Origin of the sequence: Thermus thalpophilus, from assembly GCF_022760915.1 — a bacterium.
In the GTDB taxonomy this organism is placed as follows: Bacteria; Deinococcota; Deinococci; order Deinococcales; family Thermaceae; genus Thermus; species Thermus thalpophilus.
The window spans coordinates 1-15678 of record NZ_JAKTNS010000017.1 but is presented as its reverse complement, the minus strand read 5'-3'; the positions used below and the strand labels follow the sequence as shown (position 1 = coordinate 15678).

The 15678-nt window shown below is 68.9% G+C and carries 13 protein-coding genes and 1 pseudogene; 5 read left to right on the top strand and 9 right to left on the bottom strand.

All coding sequences use genetic code 11. From position 1 onward, the window contains the following. Positions 1-317: 317 nt before the first annotated feature. From L0D17_RS07370 to L0D17_RS07335, 8 genes are read right to left on the bottom strand one after another with little or no spacing between them, the layout of a single operon-like run. A complete protein-coding gene (locus tag L0D17_RS07370; RefSeq protein ID WP_243094625.1) occupies positions 318-1703 on the bottom strand; it encodes an endo alpha-1,4 polygalactosaminidase in 1386 nt (461 codons plus the stop codon). A gap of 17 nt (positions 1704-1720) precedes the next feature. After that, positions 1721-2518 (bottom strand): ABC transporter permease, encoded by a 798-nt coding sequence (locus tag L0D17_RS07365; RefSeq protein ID WP_018112014.1) that lies wholly within the window; start codon positions 2516-2518, stop codon positions 1721-1723. Beyond that, the gene (locus L0D17_RS07360) at positions 2511-3446 is read right to left on the bottom strand and encodes an ABC transporter permease (RefSeq protein WP_243094624.1); all 936 of its coding nucleotides are present in this window, start codon (positions 3444-3446) and stop codon (positions 2511-2513) included. The genes L0D17_RS07365 and L0D17_RS07360 overlap by 8 nt, the downstream gene beginning before the upstream one ends. After that, positions 3447-4928, bottom strand: coding sequence for an ABC transporter substrate-binding protein (locus L0D17_RS07355; RefSeq protein WP_243094623.1), 1482 nt, complete (start codon positions 4926-4928; stop codon positions 3447-3449). Between the two features lie 25 nt (positions 4929-4953). Then, positions 4954-6042 (bottom strand): DUF3137 domain-containing protein, encoded by a 1089-nt coding sequence (locus tag L0D17_RS07350; protein ID WP_243094622.1) that lies wholly within the window; start codon positions 6040-6042, stop codon positions 4954-4956. A gap of 3 nt (positions 6043-6045) precedes the next feature. Next, positions 6046-6609, bottom strand: a complete 564-nt coding sequence (locus tag L0D17_RS07345) for a LemA family protein (protein ID WP_243094621.1) — start codon at positions 6607-6609, stop codon at positions 6046-6048. Between the two features lie 45 nt (positions 6610-6654). Then, positions 6655-7812 carry a M20 family metallopeptidase gene (locus L0D17_RS07340; protein WP_039460551.1) on the bottom strand — a complete coding sequence of 386 codons (1158 nt, stop codon included), beginning with the start codon at positions 7810-7812 and terminating at the stop codon, positions 6655-6657. Beyond that, positions 7809-9233 carry a CoA-acylating methylmalonate-semialdehyde dehydrogenase gene (locus tag L0D17_RS07335; RefSeq protein WP_039460538.1) on the bottom strand — a complete coding sequence of 475 codons (1425 nt, stop codon included), beginning with the start codon at positions 9231-9233 and terminating at the stop codon, positions 7809-7811. Before L0D17_RS07335 ends, L0D17_RS07340 begins: the two co-directional genes overlap by 4 nt. An 85-nt stretch (positions 9234-9318) precedes the next feature. On the opposite strand from L0D17_RS07335, the gene L0D17_RS07330 reads away from it, so the two are divergent. The 4 genes from L0D17_RS07330 to nikC all read left to right on the top strand — a co-directional run bounded on the left by L0D17_RS07330 (position 9319) and on the right by nikC (position 13865). Next, positions 9319-10110: an SDR family NAD(P)-dependent oxidoreductase gene (locus tag L0D17_RS07330; RefSeq protein WP_039460540.1), complete on the top strand. Its 792-nt coding sequence runs from the start codon at positions 9319-9321 to the stop codon at positions 10108-10110. Positions 10111-10428: 318 nt separating this feature from the next. Beyond that, complete coding sequence (locus tag L0D17_RS07325; RefSeq protein ID WP_243094620.1) at positions 10429-11991, top strand: ABC transporter substrate-binding protein; 1563 nt, start codon at positions 10429-10431, stop codon at positions 11989-11991. A gap of 49 nt (positions 11992-12040) precedes the next feature. Further along, entirely contained in the window at positions 12041-13048 is a 1008-nt protein-coding gene (locus tag L0D17_RS07320; protein WP_243094619.1) for an ABC transporter permease, read from the top strand. Then, positions 13041-13865: a nickel transporter permease gene (nikC, locus tag L0D17_RS07315; RefSeq protein ID WP_243094618.1), complete on the top strand. Its 825-nt coding sequence runs from the start codon at positions 13041-13043 to the stop codon at positions 13863-13865. The genes L0D17_RS07320 and nikC overlap by 8 nt, the downstream gene beginning before the upstream one ends. Here nikC and nagA read toward each other — a convergent pair. After that, complete coding sequence (gene nagA, locus L0D17_RS07310; RefSeq protein ID WP_243094617.1) at positions 13862-14932, bottom strand: N-acetylglucosamine-6-phosphate deacetylase; 1071 nt, start codon at positions 14930-14932, stop codon at positions 13862-13864. The two genes, nikC and nagA, sit on opposite strands and share 4 nt — an antisense overlap. A gap of 442 nt (positions 14933-15374) precedes the next feature. Between nagA and L0D17_RS07305 the strand changes: the two are divergent. Beyond that, positions 15375-15602, top strand: a pseudogene (locus tag L0D17_RS07305) (IS982 family transposase); the annotation flags it as partial. Positions 15603-15678 lie beyond the last annotated feature (76 nt).

Genomic DNA, 15678 nt, shown 5'->3' with positions numbered 1-15678 from the left:
GCTCGCGGGTTGTGAGCAGGCCCCAAGCAAGAGGCCTAGGGCCAATCCTAATACCACACGCCAACGCTCTTTCATGACACCTCCCGAATACAACAACCCAAATCTTTTGCGGGATGGAAGACGAAAGACCAAGCCTCCCCAGAGGAGGGAAAGGGGAACCGCTACGCTGCGGGGCAAGAAATCATCATCTATGCATTTCTGCTTCCACCCCGCTATTACAACTTTAAAGAAAGTTGAGACGCTTGTCTTCCGCCTTTGGGCTTAGGCCATAGGGACCTTAAAGTCTTAAGACTTTAACGCAAAAAGCCCTAGGTTTCTTAGGGAGGATCCGTTAGCCGGCCTAGGGCCACGTAGGGCACAAAGCCGAGTTCCAGGGCGCGCTGTTCCGCCCAAGCCCTGGCCTCGAGGCTTGGGGCCACGTCCAAGCTCAAGGCGGGAAGCCCCCGGCTTCGGAAGGGCCAGACGGGGCTCGGGTCGGCCAAGCTGGGCCTTCCGGCGGCGTCCAGGGAGAGGCCCGAATAGACGACCCCGTCTAGGTAACGGGCGGTGCGCCGCAAGACCCGGAAGCCCCGGTGTTGCAGAAAAAGGGCTCCGGGCTCGGCCTGGCGTAAGCCCCGCACCAAGGCGGCTAGGGCGGAGATTTTCTCAGGGTAAAGGTCGGCCAGGTCCAGCCCGTCCAGGAAGAAGCCTTCAAACCCCAAGGCGAGCAGCCGGGCCGCCTCGGCCCGCACGTAGGCCCGCCAAGCGGGGGACGCAGGGTCCATGAGGAGGGCGTCCGGCGCATAGGGGTTGGGCCCCAAAGCGGCGTGCTGCCACCCTCGGGCTTCCGCCTCCTTTCGGGGAACCACCCCCAGGGGCAGGTAGGCCACCACCTTCGTTCCCCCCTCCTTGAGCCCCCGCACCAGGTCCAGGGGAGCTTCTCGGGCCAAGACCACCAGGTCGTACGCCCGGAGGCGGGCAAGGGTTTTGGGATCTCCCCCGTAGTAAAGCGCCCAGCGCTTAAGCCCTTGGAGGCGGCTTGGAATGGGGGGAAGGGCCGCTTCCCGGGCCCGCACCTCTGCGGTTAGGGCCTCGAGGTCCTGCGGGGCCTGGAGGAAGACCAGGTAGCCGTAATTGCCCGGGGAGTGGAAGCTTCCCCCCATGGGCCAGAGGGTGTACTCCTGGGCACTCGGGTGGCCGCGGCCCACCTTGAGTTGCCACAGGCTCCCGGGCTTGGGGGGAGGAAGGGCTTCCCCGAAGGGGATGCGCAGGGCCGCCCACCACCCCCCCGGGAACGTCCCGGTCCGGGCCTCGTAGGAAAGGGGAGCGGTGTAGCGCCGGAAGCGCACGCCCTTGGGGTTCACCGCCAGGTGCAGGTCCGGGGCCTCCTCGTCAAAGGGGTCCCACCGCAGGAAGACCTCGAGGGTATCGTCCTGCCACCACTCGGGGTCGTCCGGGCCCCGCTCCGCCTTGGGCGGCGCCTCCTGCTCCAGGCGGGCCAGCACGTACAAGGCCTCGCCGTCGTAGGCCACCTGGAAGCTCCCGGGAAAGCGGGCGGTTTCGGGGGGGTACGTGGTGGTGAGGCGAAGGGAATAGACGGGAAGCCCCGGGTAGCTTTCCACGCCCCAGGGGCCTTGCGGGCGGGGCAGGGCTTGGGCCACCACCACCCTTTGGGCCAAGGCCAATCCACCCAGGGTCAATAGGGCTAGCAAAATTCGGAGCATGGATTCACTATAGCCCCTTAGCGCCTGGGGTCCAGCCGGTCCCTTAGCCCGTCCCCCAAGAGGTTGAAGCCGAGCACCGCCAGGGTGAGGGCGAGCCCCGGCACCAAGGCGGGGAAAGGGGAGAGGGGCAGGAAGCTTTGCGCCTCCCGGAGCATCCGCCCCAGGCTCGGGGCGGGGGGCTGGACGCCGAGGCCCAGGTAGGAAAGGGCGGCCTCGGCCAGGAGGGCGGCGGCGAAGGCCAGGCTGGCCTGGACGAGGAGGGGCCCGAGGAGGTTCGGCAGGAGGTGGCGGAGGAGGATCCGCCCCCTCGAGGCCCCCAAGGCCACGGCCGCCTCCACAAACGGGGCGCTCCGGAGGCTTAAGGCGTAGGCCCGGGCCAGGCGGAAGAAGGCGGGCACCATGGAAAGCCCCACGGCCAGCATGCTGCTCAGGGCCCCAGGCCCGAGGAGGGCGGCGAAGAGGAGGGCGAGGAGAAGCCCGGGGAGGGCGTAAAGCGCCTCCATCAGGAGGCTAAGCGCCCCGTCCCATGGCCCCGCCAAATAGCCGGCGAAAAGGCCCAAGGCCACCCCCAGGGTAAACCCCACCCCCACGGCGATGCCGCCCACCCAGAGGGCGTTTTTGGCCCCGTGGAGGACCCTCGCCAGGAGGTCCCGGCCCAAGGGGTCGGTGCCCAGGGGGTGCTCGGGGGAAGGGGGGCTCAGGCGGCGGAGGAAGTCGGGGGCGTTGGGGTCCACGGGGTAGAGGAAGGAGGCGAGGGCCAGGAGGAGGAAGAGGCCCACCAGGAGGCACCCCAGGAGGAGGCTTGGGCTACGCATACTCCACCCTCGGGTCCAAAAGCCCGTAGAGGAGGTCCACCAAGACGTTGAAGAGCACGATGAGGGCCGCCATGGTGAGGACCAGGCCCTGGAGGAGGGGGTAGTCCCGGGCCTCCAGGGCGGTGAGGGCCAGGCTCCCCAGGCCCGGCAGGGCGAAGACCGCCTCCACCACCACCGCCCCCGTGAGGAGGAAGCCCCCCTCGAGGCCGAGCAGGGTGACCAGGGGAAGGCTTGCCGGCTTCAGGGCGTGCTTGAGGAGGACGGAAGGCTCCGGCACCCCCTTGGCCCGGGCGGTGCGGATGTAGTCCTGGGAAAGCACCTCCAGGAGGCTCGCCCGGGCCATGCGGAACAGGATGGCGGCCCGGGAAAGGGCCAGGGTGAGGGCGGGGAGGAGGAGGTGGCGGAGGGCCTCCCTGGGGCTCGCCCAGCCCGGGAAGCCGCTTGCGGGCAGGAGCGGGAGATGGACGGCGAAGAGGTAAAGGAAGACCACCCCCAAAAAGAACGTGGGGAGGGACTGCAGGACGGTCACAAGGCCGCTTAGGGCAAGGTCCAAAGGGGGAAAGCGCACCGCAAGGAGCGCCAAGGGGAGGGCCAAGGCCAAGGCCCCCAAAAGCCCCAGGAAGACCAGGGCCAAGGACAGGGAAAGCCGCTCCTCTAGGAGTTCCGCCACGGGCTTGCCGTAGCGGATGGACTCCCCCAGGTCCATGCGGGCAAGCCCCCCGAGCCAGTCCAGGTAGCGCGCCAGGGGGGGCTTGTCCAGACCCAAGGACCTCTCCAGGGCCGCCCGGGCCTCGGGGGAGGCCTCGAGGCCCAGGATGGCCTGCACCGGATCCCCAGGCAGGAGGAGGAGGGAGGCGAAGACCAAGGTGGCGGAAAGCCAAAGGGTGGCCAGGGCGAGGAGGAGGCGCCTGAAGAGGAAGCCCCGCATCTAGCGCGCCAGGTAGACCCGGGTCACGTTGAGGCTCGGGGTGGGCTGGTTCTGCCACCAGCCCATCACCTCCCGGCGCATGGCGGCGATGTAGGGGGCGTTCATCACCCAGACGTTCACCGCGTCCTGGGCCAGGAGGCGCTGCATCTCCTTCATGAACTCACAGGCCCGGTTGGGGTCGGGAGTGCGCAGGTACTGGGTGTAAAGCTCCCGGAAGCGAGGGGAGTCGTAGCGGAAGTAGTAGCTCGGGTTGGCGTAGATCCCGATGTCGTGGGGCTCGGAGTGGCCGATGATGGTCATCTGGTAGTCCGCCCCGCGGAAGACCCGGGAAAGCCAGGTGGCCCACTCCACCACCTCCAGCCGGGCCTGGACCCCGATCTGGCCCAGCTGGGCGGCGATGGCCTCCCCGAGCCGCCGCTCATAGGGGTAAGGGGCCGCCAAGGTGAAGGTGAAGCGCAAGGGGTTATTTGGCCCGTACCCCGCCTCCTGCAAAAGGGCCCGGGCCCGGGCGGGGTCGTAGGGGTAGAAGCCGGAGAGGTCTTCATAGCACCGCTCTCCCGGCGAGCGGTGGCTGCCGATGGGGGTGCCATAGCCCAGCATCACCCCCTCCACCAGGGCCTTCTTGTCCACGGCGTGCTGCATGGCCCGGCGCACCCGGAGGTCGTTGAAGGGGGGGCGACTGTTGTTCATGCCCACGGTGATCTCCGTGGTGGTAAAGCCCGTGACCACCTTGAAGGCGGGGTCCCGCTGCAACACCAGGGCGTTTTCCGGGCTCACCCCCAGGCCGATCACGTGGATGTCCCCGGCCCGGAGGGCGGCGAGCTGGGCGTTCGGGTCGGGGAGGAAGCGGAAGAAGACCCGGTCCAGGTAGGGAAGGCCGGGCTCGTAATAGCCGTCAAAGCGCTCCAACCGCACCCCCACCCCCCGCTCCCAGGCCACGAAGCGGAAGGGTCCGGTGCCGATGGGGTTCGTGCGTTGCTCCTCCACCCGCCCTTTGGGCCCGATGACGGAGTCAGGGCGGGCCAGGTTGAAGAGGAAGTCCTGGTTGGGCTGGCGCAGGCGGAAGACCACGGTGTAGGGGTCCTTGGCCTCCACGCTTTGGATGTCCTGGTAGTACTCGGGGTGGGTGTGGCCGGACTTGGGGTCCCGGGCGCGGGTGAACTTGAAGACCACGTCCTCGGCGGTGAAGGGGCTCCCGTTGTGGAAGTGTACCCCCTTGCGCAGGTAGAAGGTCCAGGTGAGGCTCGTGGGGCTTCCCTGCCAGCGCTCCGCCAAGGCTGGGACGATCTCCCCCTTCTCGTTGAACTTCACCAGGCCTTGGAGGACGTTGTCGTAGAGCATGCGGGGGATCTCTTGGCTGGTGGAAGCGGTGGGGTCCAGGACCGGGGGCTCGGCCAGGATGGCCACCCGAAGCTCCCCGCCCCGGGTCTGGGCCAGGGCGAGGGAGAATCCGAGGGCAAGGAGCGCCAGGGTGCGTTTCATGGGTTCCTCCCTTAGGGAAAGCGTATCACAGGGTTCCAGGGGTGGGGCCCTCGCCGCCGAAGAGCCCCTGCTTCCTGGCCTTCAGGTCCAGCCCCACCGCCTCCAAAAGCCGCTTCGCCTCCATGAGGTCGTGGGTCCAGGTTTCCACGTAGCCCCGAAGCGTTTCCTGGCTCAGGGGGCGGAGGAGGCTCGGCTCGAAGCGGTTCCGCCCCCCGATGAGGAGCCAAGCCTCGTTCCCCCGGAACGCCGCCCAAAGGGGCTTCCTCAGGCTCCGCCGGAGTTCCACGAGGGCCTCCTGCACCCTGGGGGTGAGGAGCTTCCTCGCCTCGATCTGGTCGCCGTACACGTCAAAGAGGCGCTCGAAGGAGCTGGACTCCAGGGCCACCCGCTCCCTTCCGCCGAACCTCCAGCCCAGGCCCCAGAGGAGGAAGGGGAGGGACACGAGGGCCATGAAGCCCACCACCGGGGGCACCTGGCCAGCGCTCCCCTCCACGGGCTCTCCCAGGGCGAGGAGAAGGAGGAGGACCCCCCAGAAGAGGGCGAGGAAGAGGAGGACGGTCTTACGGGAGGCCCCGCCCGCCTGGAGGGGCGCCCCTTGGGGGGCGAGGCGGGTTTCGCCCGGGACGGCGAAAGGAAGCGAGAAGCGGTAGAGGGTGCCCGAGAGGAGGCGGACGTGGTAGGTGCCGTTCTTGGTGCGCACCTTGCGGTAGAGGGCGATGTCCGAGGAGCGGAAGGCGAAGGGACCCACCGTCCCCTCCAGGTAGTCCTCGCCCTCGTAGCGGTCCGCCCGGGGCAGGAGGCCCGAGGCCTCCGCCTCGTGCCAGGGCAGGCCCGGGACGGGGCGGTAGGTGAAGCCCAGGGCCTCCGCCAGGGGGGCTACCAGGGCTCGCTTGAGCCGCAGGCGCAAGGCGCGCAAGAGCCCAAGGGCGAGGCCCGGGGGAAGGGCCACGAGGAGGGCGTAGAGGAGGCCCGCTCCCCGGAGTTCCAGGGCCTGGAAGAGGCGGAAAAGGAGATAGGCCCAGAAGGGGGTGGCGAGGAAGAGGAGGAGGGCGAGGAGGAGGGTGCGCTGGCGGTGGGCCTCGAGGGGGGCGAGGTCTTCGGAAAGGCGCTCCATGGGCTAGGCGAAAAGCTTGCCCAGGTCGGGCCTTTCCCGCTCCTCCTCGGGGATGGTGAAGACGGGCTTCCGACCCAGGCCCATGAGGGGAGCGAGGAACCGACCCGGGATCTGCTCGATGGCGTTGTTGTAGTCCGTCACCGCCTGGTTGTAGAAGCGCCGGGCGGCGGCCAGGGAGTCTTCCACCTCCGTGAGGGCCGCCTGGAGCTGGAGGAAGTTCTGGCTCGCTTTGAGGTCTGGGTAAGCCTCGGCCCGGAGGCGCACCTGGGCGAGGAGGCGGGAAAGCTCGCCCTCCAGGCGGAAGGCCTCCTCGGGGCCCTTCCCCTCCGCCTCCTTCGCCCGCTCCCGGAGTTCCACCAGCCTCTCCAAAAGCTCCCGCTCGTGGGCCATGTAGCGCTTCACCGCCTCCACCAGGTTGGGGATAAGGTCGTGGCGCTTCTTGAGGTAGGCTTCCACGGCGCCGTAGGCGTTATCCACCTGGTTTTTGCGGGCGATAAGGGTGTTATAGGTGAGGAAACCCCCCAGGACGAGGAGCGCCGCTACCCCGAGCACGAAAGCCAGGTCCATGCTCTTCCCCTTCTCCATTCTAGCGCTGAAGACTTTCCAGCGGCCCTACGCTAGGTAGAGCGCCGCCAAGGCGGCGTAGACCCGCGCGGCCAGGACCACCTCCTCCAGGTCCACCCACTCGTCCACCTGGTGGGGGAGCGTCTTTCTCCCCGGGCCCATGACCACCACGGGAAGGCCGCCCCAGGCCCGGAGGAAGGTGCCGTCCGTGGCGCCGGGCACGCCGCCCAGGCGCGCGGGAAGGCCCAAAAGCCTCAGCGCTTCCTCGGCCGCTTGCACCAGGGGGTCTTCCCTGGGGGTTTCCACCGGGGGGCGGTCTTCCAGCACTTCCACCCCCACCCCGGCCAGGGCCTCCAGCTCCTTGAGCAGGCTGGGGTGGTCCACCCCGGGCACGGTGCGCACGTCCAGGGCCACCTCCGCCTGGGCGGGGATCACGTTCAGCTGCCCCTCCCCGGCGCTGGCCAGGAAGCGGGTGGGGGTGAGGTAGGTGGGGCCCAGATAGGGGTGGGGATGGGCCTCCTGCAGGCGTGCCTCCAGCTCCCGGAGGGCCACGACAAAGCGGGCCGCCTTGGGGATGGGGTTATCCCCGGCGTAGGGCATGGCCCCGTGGGCCATCCTCCCGGGGAAAAGGAGGCGGATGCGCAAGGCCCCCTTCTGCCACAGGCACATCTCCATCTCCTCGGGCTCCGCCACCAAGGCCCCGCGGAAACCCTGGGCAAGCCCGGCCTTTAGGAAGGCCTTCACCCCCAGCATCATCCCCTCCTCGTCCGCCAAGGCGGCGAGGCGCAAGGGGCGCTTGGGCCTGCCCAGGGCCCGCTTCACCGCCAGCATGGCCCCCACCAGGGCGGCGAGGCCCCCCTTCATGTCGCATGCCCCCCGGCCGTAGAGCCTTCCCCCCTCCACCACCCCGGCGTAGGGAGGGTAGGTCCAAAGGGCCTCGTCCCCCGGGGTGACCACGTCGGTGTGGCCCTCGAGGAGTAGCCCTCCTTCCCCCTCCCCCAGGTCCGCCACCAGGTTGGGCCTCCCCGGGGCCGCCTCCTGGAGGAAGACGGACAGGCCCCGCTCCTTCAGGTAGCCTTCCAGATAGGCCACAACCCCCGCCTCCCCCGGCCCGGGGTAGTGGCTCGGGATGCGAACGAGGGCCTGGAGGAGGTCCACCACCTCCTTCTCCTCCACCGCCTCCGCCGCCCGCAGGGCCTCGGTCACCACCGTTCCACCACCACCTTTCGTTGGGTGTAGAAGAGGAAGGCATCGGGCCCGTGGGGGTGGAGGTCGCCGAAGAAGGAGTCCCGCCAGCCGGAGAAGGGGTAGAAGGCGAGGGGCTGGGCCACCCCCACGTTCACCCCCACCATGCCCGCCTGCACCCTTTCCCGGAAGGCCCGGGCCGCCTTGCCGCTTTGGGTGAAGACGCAGGCCATGTTCCCGTAGGGCACGGCGTTGGCCTGGGCGATGGCCTCCTCCAGGGTCTGGGCGTAGGAGACGGAGAGGACCGGTCCGAAGATCTCCTCCCGCCCCACGGCCATCCTGGGGGAGACCCGGTCCAGGACCGTGGGCCCCAGGAAGAAGCCGGGCCCCTCCACGCCCCGCCCGTCCAGGGCCAGGCCCGCCCCCTCCTCCAGGCCCCGCTGGATGTAGCCCACCACCCGCCTGCGGTGCTCCTCCCGGATGAGGGGGCCCACCTGCACCCCCTCCTCCCACCCGGGGCCCACCTTGAGCCTCTGGGCCGCCTCCACCACCCGCTCCAGGAGGAGGGGCCCCACCTCCCCCACCGCCACGGCCACGCTCCCCGCCAGGCACCTTTCCCCGGCGTTGCCGAAGGCGGAGTTGAGGATGGCGGGCACCGCCTGCTCCAGGTCGGCGTCGGGGAGGACCACCAGGTGGTTCTTGGCCCCCCCGGCGGCGGAGACCCGCTTGCCGTGGGCGGCGGCCAGGGCGTAGAGCCTGCGGGCCACGGGCTCCGAACCCACGAACTGGACCGCCCGCACCTGGGGATGGGCGGCCAGGGCCTCGGCGGCCTCCTTGCCCCCGTGGACCAGGTTGAGGACGCCCTCGGGGAAGCCGGCCTCCAGGAAGAGCTCGGCCAGGCGCACCGCTCCCAGGGGGGTGCGCTCGGAGGGCTTGAGGACGAAGGTGTTGCCGGCCACCACGGCGATGGGGAACATCCAGAGGGGGATCATGACGGGGAAGTTGAAGGGGGGTATGCCCGCCACCACCCCCAGGGGATAGTGGAAGAGGTTCTGGTCCACGCCCCCCGTGACCTCCCGCAGGGTCCTTCCCTGGAGGAGGGTGGGGGCGGAGAGGGCGAAGTCCACCACCTCAATGCCCCGGCGCACCTCGCCCCGGGCCTCCTCCAGGGTTTTGCCGTGGTGGAGGGTGACCAGGCGGGCCAGGTCCTCAGCGTGCTTTTCCAGGAGCTCCTTGAAGCGGAACATGAGGCGCACCCGCTCCAGGAGGGGTGTCTGGCTCCAGTGGGGGAAGGCCCGGTCCGCCGCCCCCACCGCCCGGTCCACCTCCTCGGGGCCCGAGAGGGGGACTTCCTCCAGCACCTCCCCCGTGGCGGGGTTGTAGACGGGGAGGGTGGGGCGGTTGGCCTCTTCCCAGCGGGCGCCAATGAGGTTTTTGAGCATGCCTTTCCCCCTTTGCCCTCATCATCCTCCGCCGGGCCTTGCTTGGCAAGGGAGGGCGTGGAGGGGTAGGATGGGGCCAAAGCCTATGGACTACCGGCGCCTTTTTGATCTGACGGGACAGGCGGCCTTGGTGGTGGGGGCGGCTTCGGGCATTGGGCGGGCTGCGGCGGAGGCCTTGGCCGCCTTTGGGGCCCAGGTGGCCCTGGCGGACCGGGACGAGGCGGGGCTTTTGGCGCTTCTGGAAACCCTCCGGGCCCAGGGCCACGCGGCGGAAGCCTATCCCCTGGACATCGCCGAGAAGGAGGCGGCGGACCGCCTCGTGGCCTGGGCCCTGGACCGGTTCGGCAGGCTGGACACCCTGGTCACCACCCCGGCCATTAACGTGCGCAAGCCCCTCCTGGACTACACGGACGAGGAGGTGGACCGGGTGGTGGACCTGAACCTGAAGGCCACCTTGCGCCTCCTCCGGGCCGGAGGGCGGGTGATGGCGGAGCAAGGCTCGGGAAGCCTCATCGCCTTCGCCTCCATCCGCGCCTTGGTGGTGGAGCCGGGCCAGGGGGTTTACGCCGCCACCAAGGCGGGGATCTTGCAACTGGTCCGGGCCCTGGCGGCGGAGCTTGGACCCAAGGGGGTGCGGGCCAACGCCATCGCCCCCGGGCCCATCGAAACCCCCCTCACCGCCCCCATCAAGGCGAACCCCGAGTGGTACCGGGTCTACGCCGAGAAGACGGCGCTTGGGCGCTGGGGGAGGCCGGAGGAGGTGGCCATGGCCGTGGTCTACCTGGCCTCCCCCGCCAGCAGCTACGTCACCGGGACCCTCTTCCTGGTGGACGGGGGTTGGACGGCGGTGGACGGGCGCTACTGGCCCCCCCTTTAGGGGGTGGGGGCCGGGCTTGCCGCCCCGTGGCCCCAGGGAGGAGGGGGGCGCCCCGTACCCCGCTGGTGGGCCCTCCGGGGCTTGGGTGTGACCGCTACGCTGGGCGTTCTGGCCGGGTCCTTGCGGCGGGCGCGGGCCTGAGCCTCGCCGGAGCCTGCGGGGGTGGGTACCGGCCCAGGCGCCCCGAACCGGGGTCGGGCGAAGCCTAGCGGGTAGGCGGGTTCTTCCGAAGGGACGCCCGCCCCAAGAGGGCGGTTGACCCCTGTGGCCTTCTTGGATAACATGACCCCCAAGGGTTATCGCCCGAAAGGAGGCGGTATGTGGCGCTGGTTATGGACGGTGCTCTTGTTGGCGGGTATTGCCTTGGCCCAGGACCGGACCCAGGTGCTGGTCTACGGCGGGGACTGGACCGATCTCATCACCCTGGACCCGCAGGTGGTTTACGAGTTCAGCGGGGTGATGATCGCCGATAACATGTACGAGACCCTGGTGCGGTTTGAGGGGAACGACCTCGCCACCTTGCGCCCGGGCCTGGCGGAGAGCTGGAAGGTGGAGCGGGGAACCACAGACTGGATCCTCACCTTCAAGCTTCGCCGGGGAAGCCGCTTCTCCAGCGGGCGGGAGGTCACGGCCAAGGACGTGGTCTTTAGCTTTGAGCGGGCCCTGGCCCTGAAGGGCCCGGGCTCCTTCCTCTTCACCGACATCGCCCAGCTCAAGCCCGGGGCCACCAAGGCCCTGGACCCCTACACCGTGGAGGTCCGCATTCCCAAGTCCGCCTCCCCGCAGTCCTTCCTTTCCATCCTCACCTTCACCATCGGGGGCGTGGTGGACTCGGAGGAGGTCCAGAAGAACGCCAAGGGCGGGGACTTGGGCAAGGACTGGCTCACCAACAACTCCGCGGGTTCCGGCCCTTACCGGCTCGTGCGCTGGGACCGGGGGAATCAGGTGATCCTCGAGGCGAACCCCTATGCCCGGGTCAAGCCCAAGATCCCCCGGGTGGTCCTGCGCTACATCCAGGAGCCCGCCGTGCTCCGCACGGCCTTGGAGTCGGGGGAGATCGACATCGCCGAGGGCCTCACCCCCGAGGGGCTCAAGGCCATCGCCGCCAACCCCCGCTTCAAGGTGGTGCGGGCCGAAACCCTGCGCCTCCAGTACCTGGGCATGAACATGAAGGCGGGGAGCCCCTTCGCCAACGCCAAGGTGCGGGAGGCCCTGCGCTACGCCGTGAACCAGGACGAGCTCATCCAGGGCCTTCTGCAGGGGAACGCCATCAAGATCCAGACCTTCATCCCCAAGGGGCTTCTCGGCTACAACCCAGCCACGCCCTACACCTACGACCCCAACCGGGCCCGCAAGCTTTTGGCCGAGGCGGGCTACCCGCAGGGGCTTGAGTTCGAGCTTTTGGTGAGCACGGGCATCTGCGGGGGTGGGGTGCCCTGCCCGGACGTGGCGGCCAAGCTCCAGGCGGATATGGCCAAGGCCGGGTTCCGCGCCCGGATCCGGGCCATCGCCAACGCCGAGGTCCTCGCCACCTACCGGGCCCAGAACCACCAGGTAGTCCTGGCGGGCTGGAGCCCGGACTTCCCGGACCCGGATGGGAACGCCACCCCCTGGGCGGACTACGGAGCCCGCTCCCTGGCCTGGCGCAACAGCTACAACGACGAGGTGGCGGCCAAGCTGGCCCGCCAGGCCGCCCTCGAGGCCGACCCCCAAAAGCGCAAGGCGCTCTACAAGGTTCTCACGGAAAAGGTGTTGCGGGAAGGTCCCTACGTGGTCCTCTACCAGCCGGCCCAGCCCATTGGCGTCTCGGCGAAGGTGGAGGGCTTCTTGAAGAACCCGATGATGTCCGCCCCCCTCTGGCAGGTGAGCAAGCAGCCCTGAGCCTTTGGGGTATAGTGGAGCCCGTGGCCGCGAGCCACGGGTTTCCCTTATGGTCGCTTACCTGGTCCGACGGCTCTTCATGGTCCTCTTCGTGGGCGTGGGCATCACTTTCGTGACCTTCGTCATCGCCCAGGTGATCCCCATCGACCCTGCGGTGGCCGCCCTGGGAGAGAATGCGAGGGAGGAGCAGATCCGGGAGTTTAGGGAGCGCTACGGGCTGGATCAGCCCATCCTGGTGCAGTACGGCATCTACCTAAGGCGGCTCTTGCACCTGGACCTGGGCCGCTCCCTGCGCACGGGCCGCCCCGTGGCGGAAGACCTTAAGGAGTTCTTCCCGGCCACCTTGGAGCTATCCTTGGCGGCCTTTTTTGTGGCGGTGGCCTTGGGGCTTCCCGCAGGGATCCTGGCCGCCCTCCGGCAAAACCACCTGCCCGATCTCCTGGTGCGCTTCTTCGCCCTCCTCCTTGGTTCCACCCCGGTCTTCTTCCTGGCCATCCTGCTGCTGGACGTGTTCCACCGCCAGCTGGGCCTCCTGCCGGGCCCGGGGCGGCTGGACCCCTACCTCATCCCCCCGCCCCGGGTGACGGGCCTCGTCACCCTGGACGCCCTCCTGGCCAGGGACCTCGCCGCTTTTTGGGATGCGTTGCACCACCTCCTGCTTCCCGCCTTCGTCCTGGGGTCCGCCTCCGCCGCCCTCCTCGCCCGCATGACCCGGGCGGCCATGTTGGAGGTCCTCTCCCAGGACTACGTGCGCACCGCCCGGGCCAAGGGCCTGGCCGAGGGACAGGTGGTCCTGCGGCACGCTCTTAAAAACGCCGCCCTGCCCATCCTTACCCTGTTGGGCGGCCTCCTTGGGGGCCTCCTTTCGGGGGCGGTGCTCACGGAGACCATTTTTTCCTGGCCGGGCCTTGGGCGCTACGTGACCCAGTCCGCCACCAGCCTGGACTTCCCGGCGGTGATGGGGGTGACCCTGCTGGTGGGCGTGGTCTACTCCCTGCTGAACCTGCTGGTGGACCTCCTTTACGCCCTCTTGGACCCGAGGATCCGCTATGCGTAGGCTTGCGCGGCGCTTTCTTCGCAACCCCGGGACGGTGGTCGGTCTGGTCCTCCTCCTTTTCCTCGTCCTGGTGGCCCTTTTCGGCCCGGGCTTGGTGGGGGACCCCTTAGAGCAAAACGTCCTGGAGCGCCTCAGGCCCCCGAGCCTAGAGCACCCCCTGGGCACGGACCAGCTGGGGCGGGACGTCCTGGCCCGGGTGGTCCACGGGGCCCGCATCAGCCTGGGGGTGGGTTTCGGCGTGGTCCTGCTGGCGAGCCTCCTGGGCACAGCGGTGGGCCTTTTGGCCGGGGGGCTTGGGGGGCGGTGGGATAACCTCCTCATGCGCATCACGGACGTCTTTTTCGCCTTCCCCTCCCTGATCCTGGCCATGGCCATCGCCGCTGCGTTAGGGCCTAACCTGGTGAACACCGTCTTGGCCGTGGCCCTGGTCACCTGGCCCATCTACGCCCGTTTGGTGCGGGCCCAGGTTCTGGCCTTAAGGGAAAGGGAGTTCGTGGAGGCGGCCCGTGCCCTAGGGGCGGGGCAGGGGCAGATCCTCCTCCGCCACCTCCTCCCAAACGCCCTCACCCCTGTCCTGGTCCAGGCCAGCTACGAGGTTGGGGCGGCCATCCTCACGGCGGCGGGCCTTTCCTTCATCGGCTTCGGAGCTCAACCCCCCACCCCGGAGTGGGGCGCCATGGTGGCGGAAACGCGCAACTACATGGCGGAGGCGCCCTGGGCGGCCACGGCTCCCGCCCTCGGCATCCTCCTCACCGTCTTGGCCTTCAACCTCTTGGGGGACGGGCTCAGGGACGTCCTGGACCCGCGGGGGCGCTAGGCCACCCGCTGGCCCCCCAGGTAGACGGCTCGCACCCGCAGGTCCTCGTCCAGGATCACCAGGTCCGCCCGCTTGCCCGGGGCGATCTCCCCTCGGTCGGCGAGGCCCAGGTAGCGGGCGGGGTAGAGGGAAAGCCGCCTCGCCGCCTCCTCCAGGGGGATGCCCCAGGCCACCAGGTTCCTGAGGGCCTGGTCCTGGGTGAGGGTGCTCCCCGCCAGGCTCTCTCCCAGCCACACCCCTTCCCCCCGCTTCTCCACGCGGTGGGCCCCGAGGGGATAGGTCCCATCCGGCATCCCCGCCGCCGCCACGGCGTCCGTCACGAAGTAGAGGCCGGGGATGCTCTTCAGGGCCAGGTGGATTGCGGCGGGGTGGACGTGGAGCCCGTCGGGGATCAGCTCGGCCCACGGGCCCCGCTCCAGGGCCAGGCCCACCACCCCGGGGGCGCGGTGGTGGAGGCCGGTCATGGCGTTGTAGAGGTGGGTGAAGCCCGCGGCCCCGGCCTCCATGGCGGCCAGGGCCTCCTCGTAGCCCGCCTCGGTGTGGCCGAGCTGGACCCGCACCCCTCGTGCCACGAGGAGGCGCACCAGGTCCAGGGCCCCGGGAAGCTCGGGGGCCAGGGTCACGGCCCGAACGGGGGCCAGGGAGAGGAGGCGGGAGGCCACCTCCGGGTCGGGGAGGAGGGGGTAAGGGGGCTGGGCCCCAAGGCGCCTTGGACTGATGAAGGGGCCCTCGAGGTGAGCTCCCAATAGGGCCTCTCCGAAGGGGCCTTCGGCCGCTTCCCGGATGCCCCTTAGGGCCCGCTCCAGCTCGGGCAGGGGTGCGGTGACCGTGGTGGCGAGAAGCCCCGTGGTGCCGTGGCGGAGGTGGAAGCGGAGGGTTCCTTCCACGCCCTCCCTACCCGCCATGACCTCGTACCCCCCGCCCCCGTGGACATGGAGGTCCAAAAAGCCGGGCAGGATGTAGGGTCCTTCCACCGCGGCTTCTTCCACTGCCACAATACGTTTGCCAAAGTGAAGGCGGCCCCGGCGGAAGCCCTGGTCTGTAAGGATTAATCCTTCCACGCTCATGGCATGCATTTTGGCATCTTCTGCCCCTGAGGAGTTACGGCGGAACAGGGATGTTTTCGGTCCTATACCTGCCCAGTCCGATCCATGCCAGAGCTGGCTGTCTGGTTTGATACCCGGATGTGGTGTCCCTGTCCGGGGATTCGGACACTCATCTACCCAGGCCACCCTGAGACGCCAATCCCCGCCACGGCTCACCTCCTCGGTCTGCCCTCGCCTTCTTAGAGAGAAGAGGGGGTGGGGAGGAGCTATAACCCCCTCTTCTTCGGAGCGGGGAGGATATGCGGCCACTAGGCTAGACAGGAAGCGCATGGTAGGATTGCTCCATAGCAGAGGACGGGAGGACGAAGCTTAAGGATAACCCAAGTTGCCACCTATTCTCTGCCTCGGGGATGCAAAAATAGAGGCCGCTAGGCTCAGAGAAACGATAGCGGCCTTCCGCATTATGGACGACCCGCTCCAGGCCATGGGCCACAAGGACGACCCCCAGACCAAGACCCCCTCCAGCGTCGTCCTCACCCTTTGCGTGGTCGCCGCCATGCACTTTGGGGGGAACCACAGAAAGACCCTGGTCTTCGCCCGCCTCTGGAAAGACCTGCATCAAGCCCAGGGGTACGCCCTGGATACCTTCCCCCTTCCCACCCGCAAGAACATCTGGGCCCAGAGGTCCAGGCCGACATTCCGCACCCCTCTCCCTTGGCCTTAGGATTTTGGGATGGAAACCACACCCAACCTACAGGTGTACGACC

What these genes read in the sequence shown, in the direction of transcription:
- L0D17_RS07370 (WP_243094625.1), bottom strand. Translation starts at nt 1,703, where the DNA reads ATGCTCCGAATTTTGCTAGCCCTATTGACCCTGGGTGGATTGGCCTTG.
- L0D17_RS07365 (WP_018112014.1), bottom strand. Translation starts at nt 2,518, where the DNA reads ATGCGTAGCCCAAGCCTCCTCCTGGGGTGCCTCCTGGTGGGCCTCTTC.
- L0D17_RS07360 (WP_243094624.1), bottom strand. Translation starts at nt 3,446, where the DNA reads ATGCGGGGCTTCCTCTTCAGGCGCCTCCTCCTCGCCCTGGCCACCCTT.
- L0D17_RS07355 (WP_243094623.1), bottom strand. Translation starts at nt 4,928, where the DNA reads ATGAAACGCACCCTGGCGCTCCTTGCCCTCGGATTCTCCCTCGCCCTG.
- L0D17_RS07350 (WP_243094622.1), bottom strand. Translation starts at nt 6,042, where the DNA reads ATGGAGCGCCTTTCCGAAGACCTCGCCCCCCTCGAGGCCCACCGCCAG.
- L0D17_RS07345 (WP_243094621.1), bottom strand. Translation starts at nt 6,609, where the DNA reads ATGGACCTGGCTTTCGTGCTCGGGGTAGCGGCGCTCCTCGTCCTGGGG.
- L0D17_RS07335 (WP_039460538.1), bottom strand. Translation starts at nt 9,233, where the DNA reads ATGCTCAAAAACCTCATTGGCGCCCGCTGGGAAGAGGCCAACCGCCCC.
- L0D17_RS07330 (WP_039460540.1), top strand. Translation starts at nt 9,319, where the DNA reads ATGGACTACCGGCGCCTTTTTGATCTGACGGGACAGGCGGCCTTGGTG.
- L0D17_RS07325 (WP_243094620.1), top strand. Translation starts at nt 10,429, where the DNA reads ATGTGGCGCTGGTTATGGACGGTGCTCTTGTTGGCGGGTATTGCCTTG.
- L0D17_RS07320 (WP_243094619.1), top strand. Translation starts at nt 12,041, where the DNA reads ATGGTCGCTTACCTGGTCCGACGGCTCTTCATGGTCCTCTTCGTGGGC.
- nikC (WP_243094618.1), top strand. Translation starts at nt 13,041, where the DNA reads ATGCGTAGGCTTGCGCGGCGCTTTCTTCGCAACCCCGGGACGGTGGTC.
- nagA (WP_243094617.1), bottom strand. Translation starts at nt 14,932, where the DNA reads ATGAGCGTGGAAGGATTAATCCTTACAGACCAGGGCTTCCGCCGGGGC.